Source organism: Photobacterium sp. HL06 (assembly GCF_059552575.1).
This window is the reverse complement of record NZ_CM183914.1, coordinates 3935239-3952696: the sequence shown is the minus strand read 5'-3', so window position 1 is coordinate 3952696 and position 17458 is coordinate 3935239. Positions and strand designations below refer to the sequence as shown.

Sequence of the window (17458 nt, the reverse complement as noted above, 5' to 3'; positions counted from 1 at the left end):
TGTGGGAGCAGGCCAGCCAGAGCTGAATGCCCCCATGTCGCTTCATTGGTTTCGTGACTTAATCAGCGGCAACGTTGAGCTCTTTGAGTTTTCGGGTCAAGGTGTTACGCCCCCAGCCGAGCAGGCGGGCGGCCTCTTGTTTGTGGCCATGGGTGTATTCAAGTGCAGTTTCCAGCAGGATTTTTTCGAATTCAGGCAAGGCTTCCCCCAGCAAGTTCTGATGGCCCTGCTGCAGGGTGTCACGTGCCCATAGCTCAAGGGCATGATGCCAGTGGCCATTGCCGTTGTTGATCTCTGACTGGGTGTCAGTCACTAGCAGTTCAGGGGGAAGGTCTGACGGCAGAATTTCATTGCCGCTAGCCATGACTGTCAGCCAGCGACAGGTATTTTCCAGCTGACGTACGTTACCTGGCCAGCCGAGCTCGGTCAGAGCCGTTTCGGTCGATGGGTGCAGGGTTTTCACTTCGACCCCCAGTTCATCGGATGCCCGCTGGAGAAAATGACGGGTAAGCTGCGGGATATCCTGACGGCGATCTTTCAGCGCCGGGAGATGAACCCTGATCACATTGAGGCGGTGGAACAAGTCTTCCCGGAAGTCACCATTGGTGACCAGCCGTTCTAAGTCCTGGTGGGTTGCCGCTATGATCCTGACATCGACATTGACCGGTGAGTGGCCCCCGACTCGGTAAAATTGGCCGTCAGCCAACACCCGCAACAGACGGGTCTGGATATCCAGCGGCATATCACCGATTTCATCAAGGAACAACGTTCCCCCGTTGGCTTGTTCGAAGCGCCCTTGGCGGACACTATTGGCCCCGGTGAATGCCCCTTTTTCATGGCCGAACAGTTCTGATTCGATCAGATCTTTGGGAATGGCTGCCATATTAAGGGCGATAAATTCCTTTTGGCTGCGTGGGCTATGACGGTGCAGGGCATGGGCAACCAACTCTTTACCGGTACCGGATTCACCATTAATGAGCACCGAGATAGAAGATCGTGACAGACGGCCGATGGCGCGGAAGACCTCTTGCATCGCAGGTGCCTCGCCAATGATTTCCGGTGCGTTTTTTTCTACCAGCTCTGGCTCTTGCTGGCGCTTTTGCTCCTGGCTGTGGGTCACAGCCCGCTCAACCAGGCTGACCGCCTCGTCAATATCAAACGGCTTGGGCAGATATTCAAAGGCCCCTTCCTGGTAGGCATTAACCGCCGCATCCAAGTCGGAGTGGGCCGTCATGATAATGACTGGCAGCGACGGGTAGTCCTGGTGCAGGGATCTGAGCAGTGTCAGCCCGTCAGTGCCCGGCATTCGGATATCGGAGACCAGCACATCAGGTACACTACGCTCCAGTGCTTCAATCACACTGTCGGCGTTGGCAAAGGTTTCACATTTTAATCCGGCCGCATTGAGGGTACGTTCTAATACCCAGCGAATTGAGCTGTCATCATCGACAACCCAAATTAGTCCTTTGCTCATATCACGTCCTCTCTCGTTATGTTTCATCAGCTGATGTGTCTGCTACCCATTATTTTATCGGTATATAAATAGTGAAATTGGTATGGCCCGGCCAGCTGACAACTTCGATTTTTCCCTGATGCTGGTCGATCAGGTTCTGGGCAATTGACAGCCCGAGTCCGGTGCCTCCTTCCCGCCCCGTTACCATGGGGTAGAACAGGGTGTCCTGGATATCACCAGGGATCCCCGGCCCATCATCAATAATGTCTACCTTGGCAGCGATACGGTAGCGCTTGCCATGGATCAGCGTCTGGTGGGCGGTGCGGGTTTTCAGGGTAATATTCCCGCCGCCGTGTTGCTGTAGTGCCTGGGCAGCATTGCTGACTATATTGAGTATGGCTTGTTCCAGCTGCTCTGGATCCATGGTGAAGTCAGGCAGGCTTGGATCGTAATCGCGGTGCAGCTGAATGTTGCTGCCGCTGTCGATAGCGACCAGCTGGCGAACTTTTTCTAGCACCACATGGATATTATCCACTTGGCGCGAACCTGGGCGCTGCGGTCCTAGTAGCCTATCGACCAGGTTCCGCAGTCGATCTGCCTGTTCAATAATCATTTGGGTATATTCGGTGTAACTGGGATCCGGCAGGGTTTTTTCCAACAGCTGAGCCGCTCCCCGCAGCCCGCCGAGCGGGTTTTTGATTTCATGGGCTAGCCCGCGGACCAGCTCCTTGGCAGCCTGTTGCTGGGCATGCTGGCTGAGCTCCTGGCTGATCCGTCGTTGCTGGTCGATAGGCTTGATTTCAAGCAGGATCAGTAGCTCCTTTTGCCATGACAGTGGGCTGGCGTTGACCTCCAGGGTGTAGTGCCTGCCGTCGATAACAAAGGTGACATCACTGTCTGCCAGCCCCTGCCCACTTTGCAGGGTGTCTTGGATCAGGCCTAGATCAAGTGATGAATGCTGCAGCAAGTCCGGAAACCGGGCGTTGTTGAGACGACGTTTGCTAAATGACAGCAGCTGCTCTGCCGCCGGATTGACATAACGGATGGTCAGCCCTTCATCGAGCAGCAGTATTGCAGTGACCAAGTTGTCCAGGATCAGGGGAGTAAAAGAGGCTGTCACGATTATCATCCTTGTTTTTATCAGTTCAGTTTGGTGCAGCGAACTGATGGCGCACCATATTGGTGCAATCAAGTGTAACCTGTCTGCCCCACATCGTGAACGGAAATCGCGCCGGCTACGTATTACTCCGGTTTAACCGCTGGTGGCTTGCGTTGGAGCAATGAAGCCCGATGCAGGTAGACAGTGATCACCTCTGATGATGCAATAACCTTGCCGTATTTCAGAATCTGGGCTTGTAAGGTATGGCTGCCGCGATCGATATTGAGCAGCTGCCAGTTAAGCTGGGTTTGTGGCTGGCCATAAAGAATGCCATCGAGTAACAGTTGGACGTTGTGGCCTTTGTCTAGTTTTCGGTTGGTGGTGACGGAGACATTAATCACCCCTTCGTTATCACGGAGAGTTTGCTGGTCGAGCGGAGATAGCAGGTGGATGGTGGCTGGCGTGGTGAGTTGAGTGTCTTGGGGCGCGGTGGTGTCGGTGATAGGGAGGGGATTCGCAGGCTCTGTATTGTCATGTTGGGGGGCGGTGGCAGGTAGGGAGGGAAGCTCGACAGTACTGGCACCTGGCTGGGGTTGATCTGAAAAATGTATCACTCCCTTGTCATCCTCCCAGGTATAAATCGTGGTGGCCTGTAGGAATGTTGCTGCGCCCATCCCGGCCAGGGCTGTGATGAACAAGCGAAGAGAGGATGTATAATATTTCATAGGGAGCAACGAGGGTAAGACCGACAATCATTATGTTAATTGTCAGTCTTTCAGCTTCCGGCGAGACGGCAAGATCAAAAAGGCCTGCTTGTGAAGCAGGCCTAAATCTTAATGGTTAAGTAATGTATGAATTACTTATACAGAGTAGTACAGGTCAAACTCAAGTGGGTGAGTGGTCATGTTTACCTTCTCTACGTCCTGTGATTTCAGGTCGATGTAAGAATCGATGAAGTCATCAGAGAATACGCCGCCCGCAGTTAGGAATTCACGGTCTTCGTTCAGGCTCTGTAGTGCGCCCTGTAGCGATTCAGCAACAGTTGGGATCTCAGCTGCTTCTTCTGCTGGTAGGTCATACAGGTCTTTATCCATCGCTTCACCTGGGTGAATCTTGTTTTGGATACCGTCAAGGCCAGCCATTAGCATTGCTGCAAATGCCAGGTATGGGTTAGCTGCCGGATCACCGAAGCGAACCTCGATACGACGTGCTTTAGGGCTTGGTACTACAGGGATACGGATAGAAGCTGAACGGTTACGTGCCGAGTATGCAAGCATTACAGGCGCTTCGTAACCTGGTACAAGACGCTTGTACGAGTTCGTTGCTGGGTTAGCAAAAGCATTGATTGCACGTGCGTGCTTGATGATACCGCCGATGTAGTAAAGCGCCATTTCAGAAAGGCCGCCGTACTTATCGCCCGCAAACAGGTTCTGTCCATCTTTGTTAAGAGACATGTGAACGTGCATACCTGAACCGTTATCGCCAACCAGTGGTTTCGGCATGAAGGTTGCTGTTTTACCAAATGCGTGAGCAACGTTATGAACAACGTACTTGTAGATTTGGATTTCATCGGCTTTCGTTGTTAGCGTGTTGAAGCGGGTCGCGATTTCGTTTTGACCTGCTGTTGCCACTTCGTGGTGGTGCGCTTCAACTACCAGGCCCATTTCTTCCATGATGAGACACATAGCAGAACGGATGTCCTGTGATGAATCAACCGGTGCGACTGGGAAGTAACCCCCTTTAACGCCAGGACGGTGGCCTTTGTTACCGCCTTCGAATTCAGAACCTGTGTTCCATGCTGCTTCTACATCGTCAATCTTGAAGAAAGAACCAGACATGTCTGTGTTGAATTTCACATCGTCAAACAGGAAGAACTCTGGCTCCGGGCCAACAAGCACAGAATCCGCTAGACCGGTAGAGCGCATGAACTCTTCAGCGCGCTTGGCGATTGAGCGTGGGTCGCGGTCGTAACCTTGCATTGTGGCAGGCTCAAGGATGTCACAACGAATGTTAAGAGTGGCATCTTCCGTAAACGGGTCTAATACCGCACTTGCTGCGTCAGGCATCATTACCATGTCGGATTCGTTGATACCTTTCCAGCCAGCAACCGAAGAACCATCGAACATTTTGCCTTCTTCAAAGAAATCAGCATCGATCTGGTGGGATGGGATAGAGATATGCTGCTCTTTACCTTTGGTGTCGGTAAAGCGTAGGTCAACAAACTTAACTTCGTTTTCCTGGATCAGCGCTAGTACGTTTTCTACTGACATCTTGAGTAACCTCCGGTGTTAGATTGGGCAACTGGCCGCAAAAATAAGTGATGAACGTTTATGTTGTTCAGCTAATAAATATCTTTGCTAAAACTGTGCCAACTTTTTTAAGCCCCAAAATCGCCCATTTAGCGTGACTTGGGGTCATAATATTCCTTTTGCTGCACCATGATGGTGAATCATTGCACCTATATGGTGCAAGAGTGGTTGTTCTCACAACATTGGTGCGCGTCTCTACTATTAGCCCATGCTGGCACATTGTCAATCTGATGAGTGCATAATTACGCTTAATTTATGGGTGAAATGATACCTGTCAGCGCTAACTAAATGACTTGGATGTAGAAAGTTCGTGTTACAAGATGGCTGCTAATAGGGGGTAAAATCCCTTATGCTGTCTGGCTTGGCGGACTTAATTTAAAAAGCTGGTGATATAAATCACATATTACGTGGGTTTTGGCGTAAAATCTGTTAGATTATGAGCCGTTTTTTTAACCAAGTAGCAACCCGATGGTCGCTGCATGTTCTGAGTGAATGTGAAATCCATGTCTAATCAACAGATCGATAAATTAAGAAATATCGCAATTATTGCTCACGTTGACCACGGTAAAACTACCCTGGTTGACAAACTGCTTCAGCAGTCTGGCACGCTAGAATCTCGCGGCGAAAGCGAAGAGCGTGTAATGGACTCGAACGATATCGAGAAAGAGCGTGGCATTACCATTCTTGCTAAGAACACAGCGATTAACTGGAATGATTACCGCATCAACATCGTAGATACCCCAGGACACGCCGATTTCGGTGGTGAAGTTGAGCGTATCATGTCTATGGTTGACTCTGTTCTCCTTATCGTTGATGCCGTTGATGGCCCTATGCCACAAACTCGCTTTGTAACACAAAAAGCGTTTGCATACGGTCTTAAGCCAATCGTTGTTATCAACAAGATTGACCGTCCGGGTGCACGTCCTGAGTGGGTTATGGACCAAGTGTTCGACCTATTTGACAACCTTGGCGCAACTGACGAGCAGCTAGACTTCACGACTGTTTATGCTTCAGCACTTAATGGCTGGGCAACAATGGAAGAAGACGCAGTTGGCGAAGATATGGAACCATTGTTCCAAGCTGTTGTTGATACGGTAGACGCACCAAGCGTTGATGTTGACGGTTCACTACAGATGCAAGTCTCTCAGCTAGACTACAGCTCTTACGTAGGTGTTATCGGTGTTGCTCGTATCACTCGTGGTACTGTTAAACCTAACCAACAAGTAACTATTGTTGGTGCTGACGGTAAGAAACGTAATGGTAAAGTGGGCACAGTTCTAGGTTACCTAGGTCTTGAGCGCCATGAAGTTGAAGAAGCGAAAGCGGGTGACATCATCGCTATCACAGGTCTTGGTGAGCTGAAAATCTCTGACACCATTTGTGATATTAACGACGTTGAAGCACTTCCAGCACTTTCTGTTGATGAACCAACAGTAACCATGACTTTCCAGGTGAACACGTCTCCGTTCGCTGGTAAAGAAGGTAAGTTCGTTACTTCACGTAACATTCTTGAGCGTCTGCAGAAAGAATTGGTACACAATGTAGCATTACGTGTTGAAGAAACGGATAACCCAGATCGCTTCCGCGTATCAGGTCGTGGTGAGCTTCACCTATCTATCCTGATCGAAAACATGCGTCGTGAAGGTTTCGAGCTAGCAGTATCTCGTCCAGAAGTTATCATCAAAGAAGAAGATGGTCAGCTAATGGAACCGTTTGAAGTTGTGACTATCGACGTGGTGGAAGAGCACCAGGGCGGTATCATGGAAAACATCGGTCTGCGTAAAGGTGAGCTGACTGATATGGCACCAGATGGCAAAGGCCGTGTTCGCATGGACTTCATGATGCCTTCTCGTGGTCTTATCGGTTTCCAAACTGAGTTCATGACACTAACGTCTGGTTCTGGTCTTATCTACCACTCATTTGATCACTACGGTGCTCACAAAGGCGGTACGATTGGTCAGCGTAACAACGGTGTTCTAATTTCTAACGCAACAGGTAAAGCACTGACTTACGCATTGTTTAACCTACAAGAGCGTGGTCGTCTGTTTGCTGAGCACGCTGACGAAGTTTACGAAGGTCAAGTTATCGGTATTCATAACCGTTCAAACGACCTGACTGTTAACTGCCTGAAAGGTAAGCAGCTAACAAACGTTCGTGCATCAGGTACTGATGAAGCGCAGGTTCTTTCTCCTGCAATCAAGTACACCCTGGAGCAAGCGCTAGAGTTCATCGATGATGACGAACTGGTAGAAGTAACACCAGTGAGCATTCGTATCCGTAAGAAATTGCTTACTGAAAACGAACGTAAACGTGCTAGCCGTACTGCGAAATAATCGCTAACCGCTGCCGTTAACCAATCCCTCCATCGGTGCTACCATGGAGGGATTGTTGTATCTGAACCCTACAAAATCAAAAGAATAACGATATGCAGCCTATTATTATTACTGGTGGACCGGGCGCGGGCAAAACAACCTTGCTAAACGCCATGGGGAACAAAGGCTATCTGGTCTTCCCTGAAGTCTCTCGTACGTTGATCCAGCAGCAGTCGCAGCTGGAAAATGGTATTTTGCCCTGGACGGATCTTCCCGCCTTTGCCCTCCTGTGCCTTGAAATGATGACCGAGCAGCGGTGTCAGGCTGGCAAGGGTACGATACCGGCTTTCGTTGACCGGGCGATTGGTGACATTTGTGCCTACCTGGCTATTGGTGGGGAGCCCGTGGCGGAACACTATCTTGAGGCCGCGTCAGGTTACTACCCGACGGTTTTTTTCTGCGCCCCGAATCATGACATCTATGTCCAGGATGAAGAGCGCCCGCACAGTTTCGCTGAAGCGGAGCAGATCCACCTGCAGCTGGTGGAAACCTATCAGGCGCTGGGATACCGGGTGGCAGAAGTGCCATGGGGCAGCGTGGAGGAGCGGGCCAGCTGGGTGCTGACCCAATTAAAGCAGGGCTAGATGGAAGCTGGTTAGGCTTTATTAAGCTGGGAGATAAAGCGCTGTGATTCGGCAATCGCCGCCTGCATGTCGGTGATTGCCCGCTGGATGTCACGTTGCAGTGAGGTGAATTCGCCCTGCAGCGAGCCAATGGCGGCGGCATTGAGGTTATGCTTCAGGTATAAGGTATTATCGCGCAGGGTATTGAGTACCGGGGTCATTTTCTGCTCTGCCTTGTGCATCGCGCTGAGCATCCGTCGGTACGATGCCTTTGTGTTGTTGAGCTTTTTCTCGCTCTCGCGCTTGAGGTTGCTGCTGGTATACAGCGACAGCTCATCCTGCCATTCGTCAAACAGGGCATCGGCGACATCTTCGATGGCGGCAATTCGGCTGCTGACTTTCTCTGCGGCATCGGAGCTGGCTTCATACTGATCATTGATCGTGTTGTAGGCGGTTTCCAGCTCACCGCCGTCAAACTGGTTCAGGGTCTTGAGCGCTTCTAATGCACTGGTAAATTGCTGTTGGGCATCCTGCTGCGCTTCCGATGCTTCTTCGACCCTATCGACCATGATCTCACGTTTATGGACACCAATGGTTTCCATGGCAGAATAATAGGTGCTCTGGCACCCTGACAATAGGGTGACACTGAGCATCACGATGAGCAAATAAGGCATAACAGGCTCCTGAACGGGCTTATGTGGCGAGAGGCAATTGAGTTGCTATCTTGCTCTTAACCAACTATTTTGACTATAAAAACAGATAAATAGAACTAACAGAATATGGCTGACAAAAAGATAACTGGCAAGTGGAAATGGCGGCAGTCTTTATGTATTGGTATCGCCTACCTGAAATATCTCCACCGGCGTATCAGCCATGATCGCCTGACGGTCGCTGCAGGGTCGATGGCGTATGTGACCTTGCTGTCATTGGTGCCTTTGCTGACCGTGGTACTGTCTGCGCTATCCACGTTCCCGGTGTTTGCCGGGCTGGGTGAGGTGCTGCAAAATTTTGTGATTGAGAATTTTGTCCCGGCAGCCGGCGAGGTGGTGAAGCAATACCTCAATGAATTTGTTGCCAATGCCGGCAAGATGACCGCCGTCGGGGTCGCGGCGTTGTTTGTCGTCGCGCTGATGCTGATTTCCTCTATCGACAAGTCACTGAACTATATCTGGCGGGTACATGAAAAACGCCGCCCGGTGATCTCGTTTTCGATTTACTGGATGGTGCTGACGTTGGGGCCAATCCTGGTAGGGACGAGTATTGCGGTCAGCTCTTATCTCGGCTCGCTGAATTTACTCGACAGTGAGGCCGTCAGCGGGGTGTTCCAGCAGACATTGCGCGGGTTGCCGGTGATCATGTCCAGCTGCGCTTTCTTGGGGCTGTATTTGCTGGTACCGAATATCAAGGTTCGCTTTCATCATGCATTGGTTGGTGCCATTATCGCCAGCATGCTGTTTGAGCTGAGTAAGAAAGGTTTTGCACTATACATTACCAATTTTCCATCCTACCAGCTAATTTACGGTGCCCTGGCGGTGATCCCGATTTTGTTTGTCTGGGTTTATTTGTGCTGGTGTATCGTGTTGCTGGGGGCGGAAATTACCGCCAGCCTGGGGGAACGTGTACACTGGCAGCCAGCGATGCCTGAAACGGATATGCCGCAAGGCCAATCCGAGAGTCAACTCAATGAAGTGAAACAAGAGCCAAAGGAGCCAAAAGAATGATTGCGCTTATTCAACGTGTAAGTGAAGCCAGTGTTACCGTAGAAGGGCAGGTGGCCGGAACGATAGGGAAGGGCCTGCTGGTACTGCTGGGCGTCGAGAAAGGTGACGATGAAGCTAAAGCGCAACGTTTACGTGATAAAGTTCTAGGCTACCGCGTCTTTGAAGACGATGCCGGTAAAATGAACCTGAATGTCCAGCAGGCGGGCGGCAGTGTGCTGGTCGTGTCCCAGTTTACCCTGGCTGCAGATACCAAAAGTGGTATGCGTCCAGGTTTTTCTGCCGGGGCAACGCCTGCGGATGCGGAACGTCTGTACGATTATTTTGTCGAAAGTTGTAAGGCCAAAGATATCAAGACCGAGACGGGTATCTTTGCTGCTGATATGAAGGTGGCTCTGCTTAATGATGGCCCAGTGACTTTCTGGCTACAGGTATAAGTGCGGATAACACTAACCGACCAAGGAATGTTGGAGAAGGATTGCATGTTTCGACTGATCACCCCGCAAACAGACAACGAACTGGCTAAATACTATGATTTTCGCTGGCGGATGCTGCGCGAACCCTGGCATATGCCGGTAGGCTCTGAGCGAGATGCTTATGATGAGATGAGCTGCCACCGGATGATTGTTGATGACAGCGGGGAGGCGATTGCAATTGGCCGGTTGTATATGACACCGGACAACGATGGCCAGATCCGTTTTATGGCTGTGCATCCTGAATATCGGCATAAAGGGATGGGGGCACTGGTGCTGATGGCACTGGAATCACTGGCCCGCCAGGAAGGGGCTAAGCGCCTGGTCTGTAATGCCCGCGAGGATGCGATCCCCTTTTACCTGCGTAATGACTTTGCCAGCCAGGGAGAGCTGAGTGAAGAGCGTGGCCCGGTCAGGCACCAGCAAATGCTGAAGCACCTGAAGCCACTCAATGAGGTAGTGCGCCACCCAGATTGGTGCCAGGAGCTTCAGGAGCTATGGCAATACCAGATCCCGATCAGTGAAAAAATGGGGGTTAGGATCAGCCAGTATACCGGCTACCGCTTTGAAGTTAGTGCCCTTATTAACGCTAACCTGAATCCCAGTGAGAGTATGTTTGCTGGCAGTATCTTTACCATGGCGACATTGGCTGGCTGGGGGTTTGTCTGGATGCTGCTAAAAGAGCGTAAGCTTGAAGCAGATATCGTATTGGCTGATAGCCATATCCGCTATGTTGCCCCCGTCAAAGAGCGTCCCCGTGCCGTTGCCTCGGTAGAAAGCCTGTGCGGTGATCTGGATCGCCTAGCCAGTGGCCGAAAAGGCCGGGTGGTGGTGGAAGTCAGCGTGTACAGTGGCGAGCAGCTGGCCTCGACATTCACCGGTACTTATATGCTGCTGCCGTCGCAGGATGACAGCGAAAGCTGTTGTTGATTGTGACGCCAGTACCTGCTGAGTACCTGGCATCCCTGTGTGGCCTTTAGCTGAAGCCATTGCTTGGCAGGCTTGGCCAAATCCCACTGGCCTTGCAAGGTGGCCGTAAAATCCTCCCCTTTCAAACTGACGGGTTCGACGGTTATTTGGCCGCGGTTGGCTTTGATATGTAAGGGAGTTGCGGCCAACGCGCTATGGTCTTCAGTTTGCTGCATAGCCAAAGCTGACATGTTCTTCTTGCTCCATTGCTGCCAGAGCTGGGCCGTCGTCTGTTTTTCCAGCTGAAGCTGGCGAAAGTGTCCTTTTAGCTCCCCTTCGAGGCTATAAGCCAGGCCTGTGGCGTGCTGGCTCAGCCCTTGCGCTGATAGACTAATATCCATGACCCCGCGAATTGGCAGAGGTAACCCCAGCCATTGTGGTAAGACACGAGCAGGCATACTGTCGGCAGTCAGCATCAGCTGCCAGGGCTCCCCCTCACGGTGAAGATCTAATGTGCCAGATGCTTCTAGCAACCCGTTACGAAACGGTATGAGCAGCTGTGTCAGCTGCCAGTGGCCTGCCTGGCTGTGCATTTTTACCAATGGTTCAACCATGGTAATGCTATTGATACTGGCAAAGCCGGCGCTGGCGGTGAGCTTTCCCTGCCACAGCCCGGGCCGGCCCCGGCGTTTGAGCACTAAGTCATGCCCGCTGGCATTGATCCCTGATAGCTGGAAAGGGAGCCGGGGATGAGGAGCCGTGAGCTGGGCATAGCCGATATCCAGGGCTGTCAGGCTGACATCGTCGAAATAGAGGCTTGCTGCCTGCAGCTGGAGCAGCCACTGCTCAGGGAGAAACCATTTAATACCGTTGGCTGTTAATTGGTTCAGGGCCAGAGCATCCGGGGTCAATACTCCGTCAGCCTGGACATAGCCATCCAAAATTTTTGCCGACATCCCTTCAATGTTGATTTGCTGCGGTGAAAAAGTGAGCTCGGCCAAAGGTTCATCAACGATAGTGTTTTGCCACCGGATGCTGCTAGCCCCCAGGGAAAGGTAGGCATTTTGTTGTTGCCAGTGGTTGGCCGGCCAGGCCCAGTTATGCAGTGACAAATTGGCATCATTGATGGTGTAGCTTGGCAGTTCAAGACTGCTATCGAGAATATCCAGGCGGCGAATGTCGATAGTGAGAGAGGGCTTGATGAGCTGGCTGAAGCGCGACTGCAGGTTATCAACAAGGGCGGCATTTTGTAGTTGCAGGCCGGAAATCGTCAGCTGGTGGATCAAGAGTATCTCTGCAGCCTGCGCGGTGGCGAGGTATTCGGCTTGGCCGTTGAGGCTGGCATGTTGCCAGTCAAATGAAAACCCGTAGAGTTTCCAATGCTGATCGTTGTGATCCCCGTCGAGTAGTACATTACGCAAAGCGAATTGTTGCCAGCGAAGTTCTTTGGCTGACAATTGGAAATCGCCGGAAAATAGCCCCCATGATGATGGTTGGCTACGCCAGTTATCGAGCTGAAGCTGGCTGCCTTGTAGGCTCAATTCAGGAGATACCAGGTTGAAATTGGTTAAAGCCAGGCGGTCGGTGCTGATTGGCGGTAAAGCGGGCAGTGGGGTCGTCGGGGTCAGGCTGAGCCCGTCCACCAGTATTGAATCAAAATACCAGCCGGGGTGAAGCAGCTTGGTTGGCTTTAACCAGATGTCCAGTTGTTCGGCATTAAACAGAGAGCGTTGCTGCTGGCTGATATGGGGCTGCTCGAGGGTCAGGTGCCAAGGTTTGGCAATGGTGTAGCTGATGTGGCGTGCGCTGAATGAATAAGGACTAAAAGTATTGATACCGTAGGTGAGAATTGAGGTGGCGTGCTGGGTATGTAGCAGGGTGAGCAAAATCGTTAAGCCAAGTAGCAACAAGACGATAAAGGTCGCGATAAGTTTCCCGGCTAGACGCATTGAACCCTCCTATGGTTACTGTTTCAGCTTGACGGAAAAAACCTTGCGCTTCAAGCAATAATCGTCTGTTTATTCCTGTATTCTTCCGCTGTTTACTTTTATGGCGGATAAAAAACAAGCCCCTCAAAAGAGGGGCTTGGTTGCATGATTTGGGGCGTGTGGCTTAGTCCAGCTGAGGACCTGCTGCGACCAGTGAAGCACCTTCGTCATTGTCAGTGTACTTGTCGAAGTTATTGATAAAGCGCTCGGCCAAATCTTTCGCCTTGCTTTCCCACTGTAGTGGATCGGTGTAGGTATCGCGAGGGTCAAGGATTGCCGGATCAACAGCTGGTAGTGCTGTAGGGACTTCCAGGTTGAAGATCGGCACGTGCTTGGTTTCAGCTTTGTCGATAGAGCCGTCTAGGATCGCATCGATAATACCGCGGGTATCCTGGATAGAGATACGCTTGCCAGTACCGTTCCAGCCTGTGTTGACTAGGTAGGCTTCAGCGCCAGCCGCTTCCATACGCTTAACCAGTACTTCAGCATACTTGGTTGGGTGTAGCGTCAGGAACGCGTTACCGAAACATGCCGAGAAAGTTGGCGTTGGTTCGGTGATCCCGCGCTCAGTACCGGCTAGCTTGGCAGTAAAGCCAGATAGGAAGTGGTACTTGGTTTGCTCCGGAGTTAGTTTAGATACTGGAGGTAGTACACCGAATGCATCAGCCGACAGGAAGATAACCTTGTTGGCATGGCCACCTTTCGAGACAGGCTTGACGATATTTTCGATGTGGTAGATCGGGTATGAAACACGGGTATTTTCGGTCTTCGAGTTGTCGTCGAAGTCGATAGCACCATCGGCGCGAACCGTTACGTTTTCTAGCAGTGCATCACGGCGGATGGCATTGTAGATATCAGGCTCGGCTTCTTTCGACAGGTTGATAGTCTTCGCGTAGCAGCCGCCTTCGAAGTTGAATACGCCGTTGTCATCCCAGCCGTGTTCATCATCACCAATCAGGGCACGCTTAGGATCGGTAGACAGGGTTGTTTTACCGGTACCGGATAAGCCGAAGAATACTGCCACATCGCCGTCTTTACCCATATTGGCAGAACAGTGCATAGAGGCAATATCTTGTAGCGGCAGGAAGTAGTTCATCATTGCGAACATACCTTTTTTCATCTCACCGCCGTACCAGGTACCGCCAATTAGCTGCATTTTCTCGGTCAGGTTGAAAACCGTGAAGTTTTCAGAATTCATTTCGTGCTCTTCCCATTTCTGGTTCGTGCACTTCGCGCCGTTCATGACAACAAAATCTGGTTCGAATGTTTCCAGCTCATCCTCGCTTGGGCGGATAAACATGTTTTTCACGAAGTGTGCCTGCCAGGCAACCTCGGTGATCACACGGATGCATAGCCGAGTATCAGGGTTGGCGCCACAGTAGCCATCAATGACAAACAGGCGTTTGCCTGATAGCTGCTCGGTGACAAGTTCTTTCAGATCGTTCCACGCTTCCAGGCCAATGCTCTTGTTATCGTTTTTGCCTTGGTCTGACCACCATAGGGTATCTTTAGTGGTGTCATCTTTTACGATGAACTTATCTTTTGGTGAGCGTCCGGTGAAAATACCAGTGTCAACAGAAACGGCGCCCAGCTCTGTTACGATACCTCTTTCATATCCTTCCAGCCCAGGCTTGGTCTCTTCTTCGAACAGAACTTCATAAGACGGGTTGCGAATAATTTCCGCAACATTTTTGATACCGTATTTAGACAGATCCATATTTTTTGCAACCTTTTTCTCGACGTTCATGACAGTCATAGGTGCTCCTTGGGTAAGATGTTGTTTAACTGTTGACCATGCTAGCAACCCTAAAGGGGTAATTCAGGGAGGTTTATCAAAAATTAACCATTAAAAAGTTACGGTTAAGTAAAATTCTTAAGGATTTTGTGAGTGCTAATTTTACAGTGATGTGAAGCGATTGCGCTAGATCCCAAAATTAATATTTCTCTTGAAAAAAGCGGAAGTTAGGTCGTTATTGAGTTTCAGTGTGGCGGGAAAAACTGTGCTTCAGTTAAAAAAAAAGCCGGAATAAATCCGGCTCTTGTAACTCACTTTCAGGCTTAATACGGGGCGATAATTAATGCACCTGGTTGCTATTGCTGTCTGCTGCATTTTCGAACAGGGCTGCAACATCAATGCTATCAAAGTCATAGCTGGTGCCACAGTAATCACAATGCAGAGAAACCTTGCCTTCTTCAGCAACAATACGCTCTACTTCTGTACGTTCGATAGAGCAGATAGCCGAAGCGCTACGCTCGCGTGAACAACCGCAGTGGAAGGTCACATTTTGCGGTTCAAACAGCTGTACATTTTCCTGGTGGTACAGGCGGTAGAGTACATCTTGTGCTCCCAGGGTGAATAATTCTTCGTCCTTGACCGTATTAGTTAACTGCTCAAGGTGTGCGAAGTCACCATCATCACTGCTTTTATCGTCAGGCAGAACCTGAAGTAGCATGCCTGCCGCCTTGGCTTGGCCATCGATCTCACCGGTGCGCAGCCAGATACGGGTTTTTAGCTGCTCTGAGCTTTCGAAGTAACCTTCCAGGCAGGTTGCCAGGCTATCACCCTCAAGGCCGACAACACCTTGGTAGCGTTCGCCCTTGTTTGGGGTAATGGTAATCACCATGTGGCCCTTGCCAATAAGGTCATGGATTGAACCCGCAGCCGGTACATCGCCTTCCCAGCGAGCCACACCACGCATTTTCTGGTCGTGGTCACCGTTGATCACTGCCAGCTTCACCGGGCCGTCGCCTTGCAGCTGAACGGTAATTGAGCCTTCGAATTTCAGAGTGGCGGTTAGCAGGCTAGTGGCGACAAGCAGTTCACCCAGCAGTTGTTGAACCGGAGCCGGGTATTCCTTGCTGGAAATGATTTGCTGATATGTCTCGTTCAGTTGAACCAGCTCACCACGTACAGATACACCGTCAAACAGGTAACGGTACAGACTATCGTTTGTCATCTTTTTATATACTCCAGCAGGTAAAATTTAGTTACTGCTTTTAAACTTAATTATATTGCGTCGCTGTTTCTTGTCAGGACGCTTGTCAGGGCTTGGGCTGTCAAAGGCATTGAGCTTGCGCATTTGAGCATGCTCTTCGCGCCGCTTGATACTTTCTGCCGTTTCCTGGTACAGCGTTTGTGCTTCAGGCGCCCCCCGACGGGTGTCAGACAGTTTGGCGATGATAATTGTTTTTTCATCGGTGCCCTGCCTCAGGCGAATTTCTGCTCCGACTTCGACCAGTTTGCTTGGTTTGGAGCGTTGGCCGTTATAGTGCACTTTGCCGCCATCAACCATATTACGGGCAATTGAGCGGGTTTTGTAAAAACGCGCTGCCCATAACCATTTATCAAGGCGGACCTGGAGGGTGTCAGAATCCGAAGATTGCCGGCCCATAACGTGCTCCTTACCCAAAATGGGCGCTAAAAATACCATAATGCCATTACAGCGTCAGCTTTACTAAATGGTGATATGGGATCGGAATTTCAACAGTAAATGGAGAATAATTACTCCATAATATCTAGTCTATTGATAGTAGATATGTTTTTTACGTGATCTGTTTTGGTATATTGAATCTTTTTACTAGCGAAATACTGCCGTTTTTTTTCACTAACGAGTATCCTAGTGGATCTGGCTGTTAAGCCACAGGATCAATTCACATCCACAGGACAATGGATTTTAAAATGGTTGCAGCAAAATGGTTGGGAATGCTTGAAGCTAAGCGCCCGTTGTCAGTCACTGCGCTCACCCGCATAGCAACATGGCTATTGGTGATGTTGCTGGCATGGATTCTGGGGCGTTTGGTTTGGTCGGTAGCTCAGCCTGCGACCGGCCCGTCTCCATGGCAAGCGAAAACAGTTTCTGTCTCGGCATCGAACCGCTCAGGCTTTCAGGTGTCTGATGTACTAGGAATGAACCTGTTTGGCCGCTATCAGCAAAATGCTCCCGTCGTCAAAAAAGAACCGGTGAAACAAGATGCGCCGGAAACACGTCTTAACCTGACGTTGGTTGGGGTAGTGGCAAGCTCTAGCCCGCAAACAAGTCTGGCTGTTATTACTAATCGGGGTAAACAGAATACCTATGGCCTCAATGAAGCGATTGAAGGTACACGGGCAACACTGCAGGCGGTTTATGTCGATCGCGTGATCATTCGTAACAGTGGCCGTGATGAAACCTTGATGCTGGATGGGGTGAAGTTCAGCAAGGAACAATCTCGTTCGGCACCAGTGACAAAAAAGGTATCGAAGTCATCGCGAGCCCCTTCGTCTGAGCTTGGCAAGATTAAGCAAGAAATTTTAGAGAAGCCCCAAACATTGTTTAGCTACATTCGCCTGTCACAAGTGAAGAGAGACGGTGAGCTAGTTGGATACCGGGTCAACCCGGGCAAAGAGCGTGCACTCTTTGATGCAGTAGGGTTAAAAGCCAATGATTTGGCTGTTAGCTTGAATGGCAATGACCTCACAGATCCTTCTGTGATGGCGAAGTTATGGACTGAGCTGTCACAGGCGACTGATTTTACGTTGACGGTAGAACGGGAAGGCCAGTTACACGATATTTATATTGAGTTGCGCTAGCGTA

The 17458-nt window shown here is 50.5% G+C and carries 15 protein-coding genes; 6 read left to right on the top strand and 9 right to left on the bottom strand.

The genetic code is table 11. The features are described 5' to 3' along the window. Nucleotides 1-58: 58 nt before the first annotated feature. The 4 genes from glnG to glnA form a co-directional block, all read right to left on the bottom strand. The gene (glnG, locus tag AC51G0_RS17850; protein WP_496300032.1) at nucleotides 59-1474 is read right to left on the bottom strand and encodes a nitrogen regulation protein NR(I); all 1416 of its coding nucleotides are present in this window, start codon (nucleotides 1472-1474) and stop codon (nucleotides 59-61) included. Between the two features lie 49 nt (nucleotides 1475-1523). Further along, complete coding sequence (gene glnL / locus AC51G0_RS17845) at nucleotides 1524-2582, bottom strand: nitrogen regulation protein NR(II) (protein WP_496300031.1); 1059 nt, start codon at nucleotides 2580-2582, stop codon at nucleotides 1524-1526. Between the two features lie 113 nt (nucleotides 2583-2695). Next, nucleotides 2696-3277, bottom strand: a complete 582-nt coding sequence (locus tag AC51G0_RS17840; protein ID WP_496300030.1) for a DUF4124 domain-containing protein — start codon at nucleotides 3275-3277, stop codon at nucleotides 2696-2698. A 135-nt stretch (nucleotides 3278-3412) separates the two neighbouring features. After that, nucleotides 3413-4822, bottom strand: a complete 1410-nt coding sequence (gene glnA / locus AC51G0_RS17835) for a glutamate--ammonia ligase (RefSeq protein ID WP_496300029.1) — start codon at nucleotides 4820-4822, stop codon at nucleotides 3413-3415. A 542-nt stretch (nucleotides 4823-5364) separates the two neighbouring features. Here glnA and typA point away from each other — a divergent pair. Next, the gene (typA, locus tag AC51G0_RS17830) at nucleotides 5365-7194 is read left to right on the top strand and encodes a translational GTPase TypA (RefSeq protein ID WP_496300028.1); all 1830 of its coding nucleotides are present in this window, start codon (nucleotides 5365-5367) and stop codon (nucleotides 7192-7194) included. 92 nt (nucleotides 7195-7286) lie between these two features. Further along, complete coding sequence (locus AC51G0_RS17825) at nucleotides 7287-7817, top strand: AAA family ATPase (protein WP_496300027.1); 531 nt, start codon at nucleotides 7287-7289, stop codon at nucleotides 7815-7817. A gap of 11 nt (nucleotides 7818-7828) precedes the next feature. Here AC51G0_RS17825 and AC51G0_RS17820 read toward each other — a convergent pair whose 3' ends face one another. Next, a complete protein-coding gene (locus AC51G0_RS17820) occupies nucleotides 7829-8470 on the bottom strand; it encodes a DUF2959 domain-containing protein (protein ID WP_496300026.1) in 642 nt (213 codons plus the stop codon). Between the two features lie 105 nt (nucleotides 8471-8575). On the opposite strand from AC51G0_RS17820, the gene AC51G0_RS17815 reads away from it, so the two are divergent. The 3 genes from AC51G0_RS17815 to AC51G0_RS17805 are packed head-to-tail and all read left to right on the top strand — an operon-like array spanning nucleotide 8576 to nucleotide 10917. Then, a complete protein-coding gene (locus AC51G0_RS17815; RefSeq protein WP_496300025.1) occupies nucleotides 8576-9517 on the top strand; it encodes a virulence factor BrkB family protein in 942 nt (313 codons plus the stop codon). Continuing rightward, the gene (gene dtd / locus AC51G0_RS17810) at nucleotides 9514-9951 is read left to right on the top strand and encodes a D-aminoacyl-tRNA deacylase (protein WP_496300024.1); all 438 of its coding nucleotides are present in this window, start codon (nucleotides 9514-9516) and stop codon (nucleotides 9949-9951) included. The genes AC51G0_RS17815 and dtd overlap by 4 nt, the downstream gene beginning before the upstream one ends. 45 nt (nucleotides 9952-9996) lie before the next feature. After that, nucleotides 9997-10917 carry a bifunctional GNAT family N-acetyltransferase/hotdog fold thioesterase gene (locus AC51G0_RS17805; protein WP_496300023.1) on the top strand — a complete coding sequence of 307 codons (921 nt, stop codon included), beginning with the start codon at nucleotides 9997-9999 and terminating at the stop codon, nucleotides 10915-10917. On the opposite strand, the gene AC51G0_RS17800 is transcribed toward AC51G0_RS17805, so the two are convergent. The 4 genes from AC51G0_RS17800 to hslR all read right to left on the bottom strand — a co-directional run bounded on the left by AC51G0_RS17800 (nucleotide 10872) and on the right by hslR (nucleotide 16276). Continuing rightward, entirely contained in the window at nucleotides 10872-12845 is a 1974-nt protein-coding gene (locus AC51G0_RS17800; RefSeq protein WP_496300022.1) for an AsmA family protein, read from the bottom strand. The genes AC51G0_RS17805 and AC51G0_RS17800 overlap by 46 nt on opposite strands. Nucleotides 12846-13008: 163 nt before the next feature. Continuing rightward, nucleotides 13009-14640: a phosphoenolpyruvate carboxykinase (ATP) gene (gene pckA / locus AC51G0_RS17795; protein ID WP_496300021.1), complete on the bottom strand. Its 1632-nt coding sequence runs from the start codon at nucleotides 14638-14640 to the stop codon at nucleotides 13009-13011. 319 nt (nucleotides 14641-14959) lie between these two features. After that, nucleotides 14960-15841 carry an Hsp33 family molecular chaperone HslO gene (gene hslO, locus AC51G0_RS17790; protein ID WP_496300020.1) on the bottom strand — a complete coding sequence of 294 codons (882 nt, stop codon included), beginning with the start codon at nucleotides 15839-15841 and terminating at the stop codon, nucleotides 14960-14962. A gap of 27 nt (nucleotides 15842-15868) precedes the next feature. Next, complete coding sequence (gene hslR, locus AC51G0_RS17785; RefSeq protein ID WP_496300019.1) at nucleotides 15869-16276, bottom strand: ribosome-associated heat shock protein Hsp15; 408 nt, start codon at nucleotides 16274-16276, stop codon at nucleotides 15869-15871. A 287-nt stretch (nucleotides 16277-16563) separates the two neighbouring features. On the opposite strand from hslR, the gene gspC reads away from it, so the two are divergent. Continuing rightward, nucleotides 16564-17454 (top strand): type II secretion system protein GspC, encoded by an 891-nt coding sequence (gene gspC / locus AC51G0_RS17780; protein ID WP_496300018.1) that lies wholly within the window; start codon nucleotides 16564-16566, stop codon nucleotides 17452-17454. Nucleotides 17455-17458 lie beyond the last annotated feature (4 nt).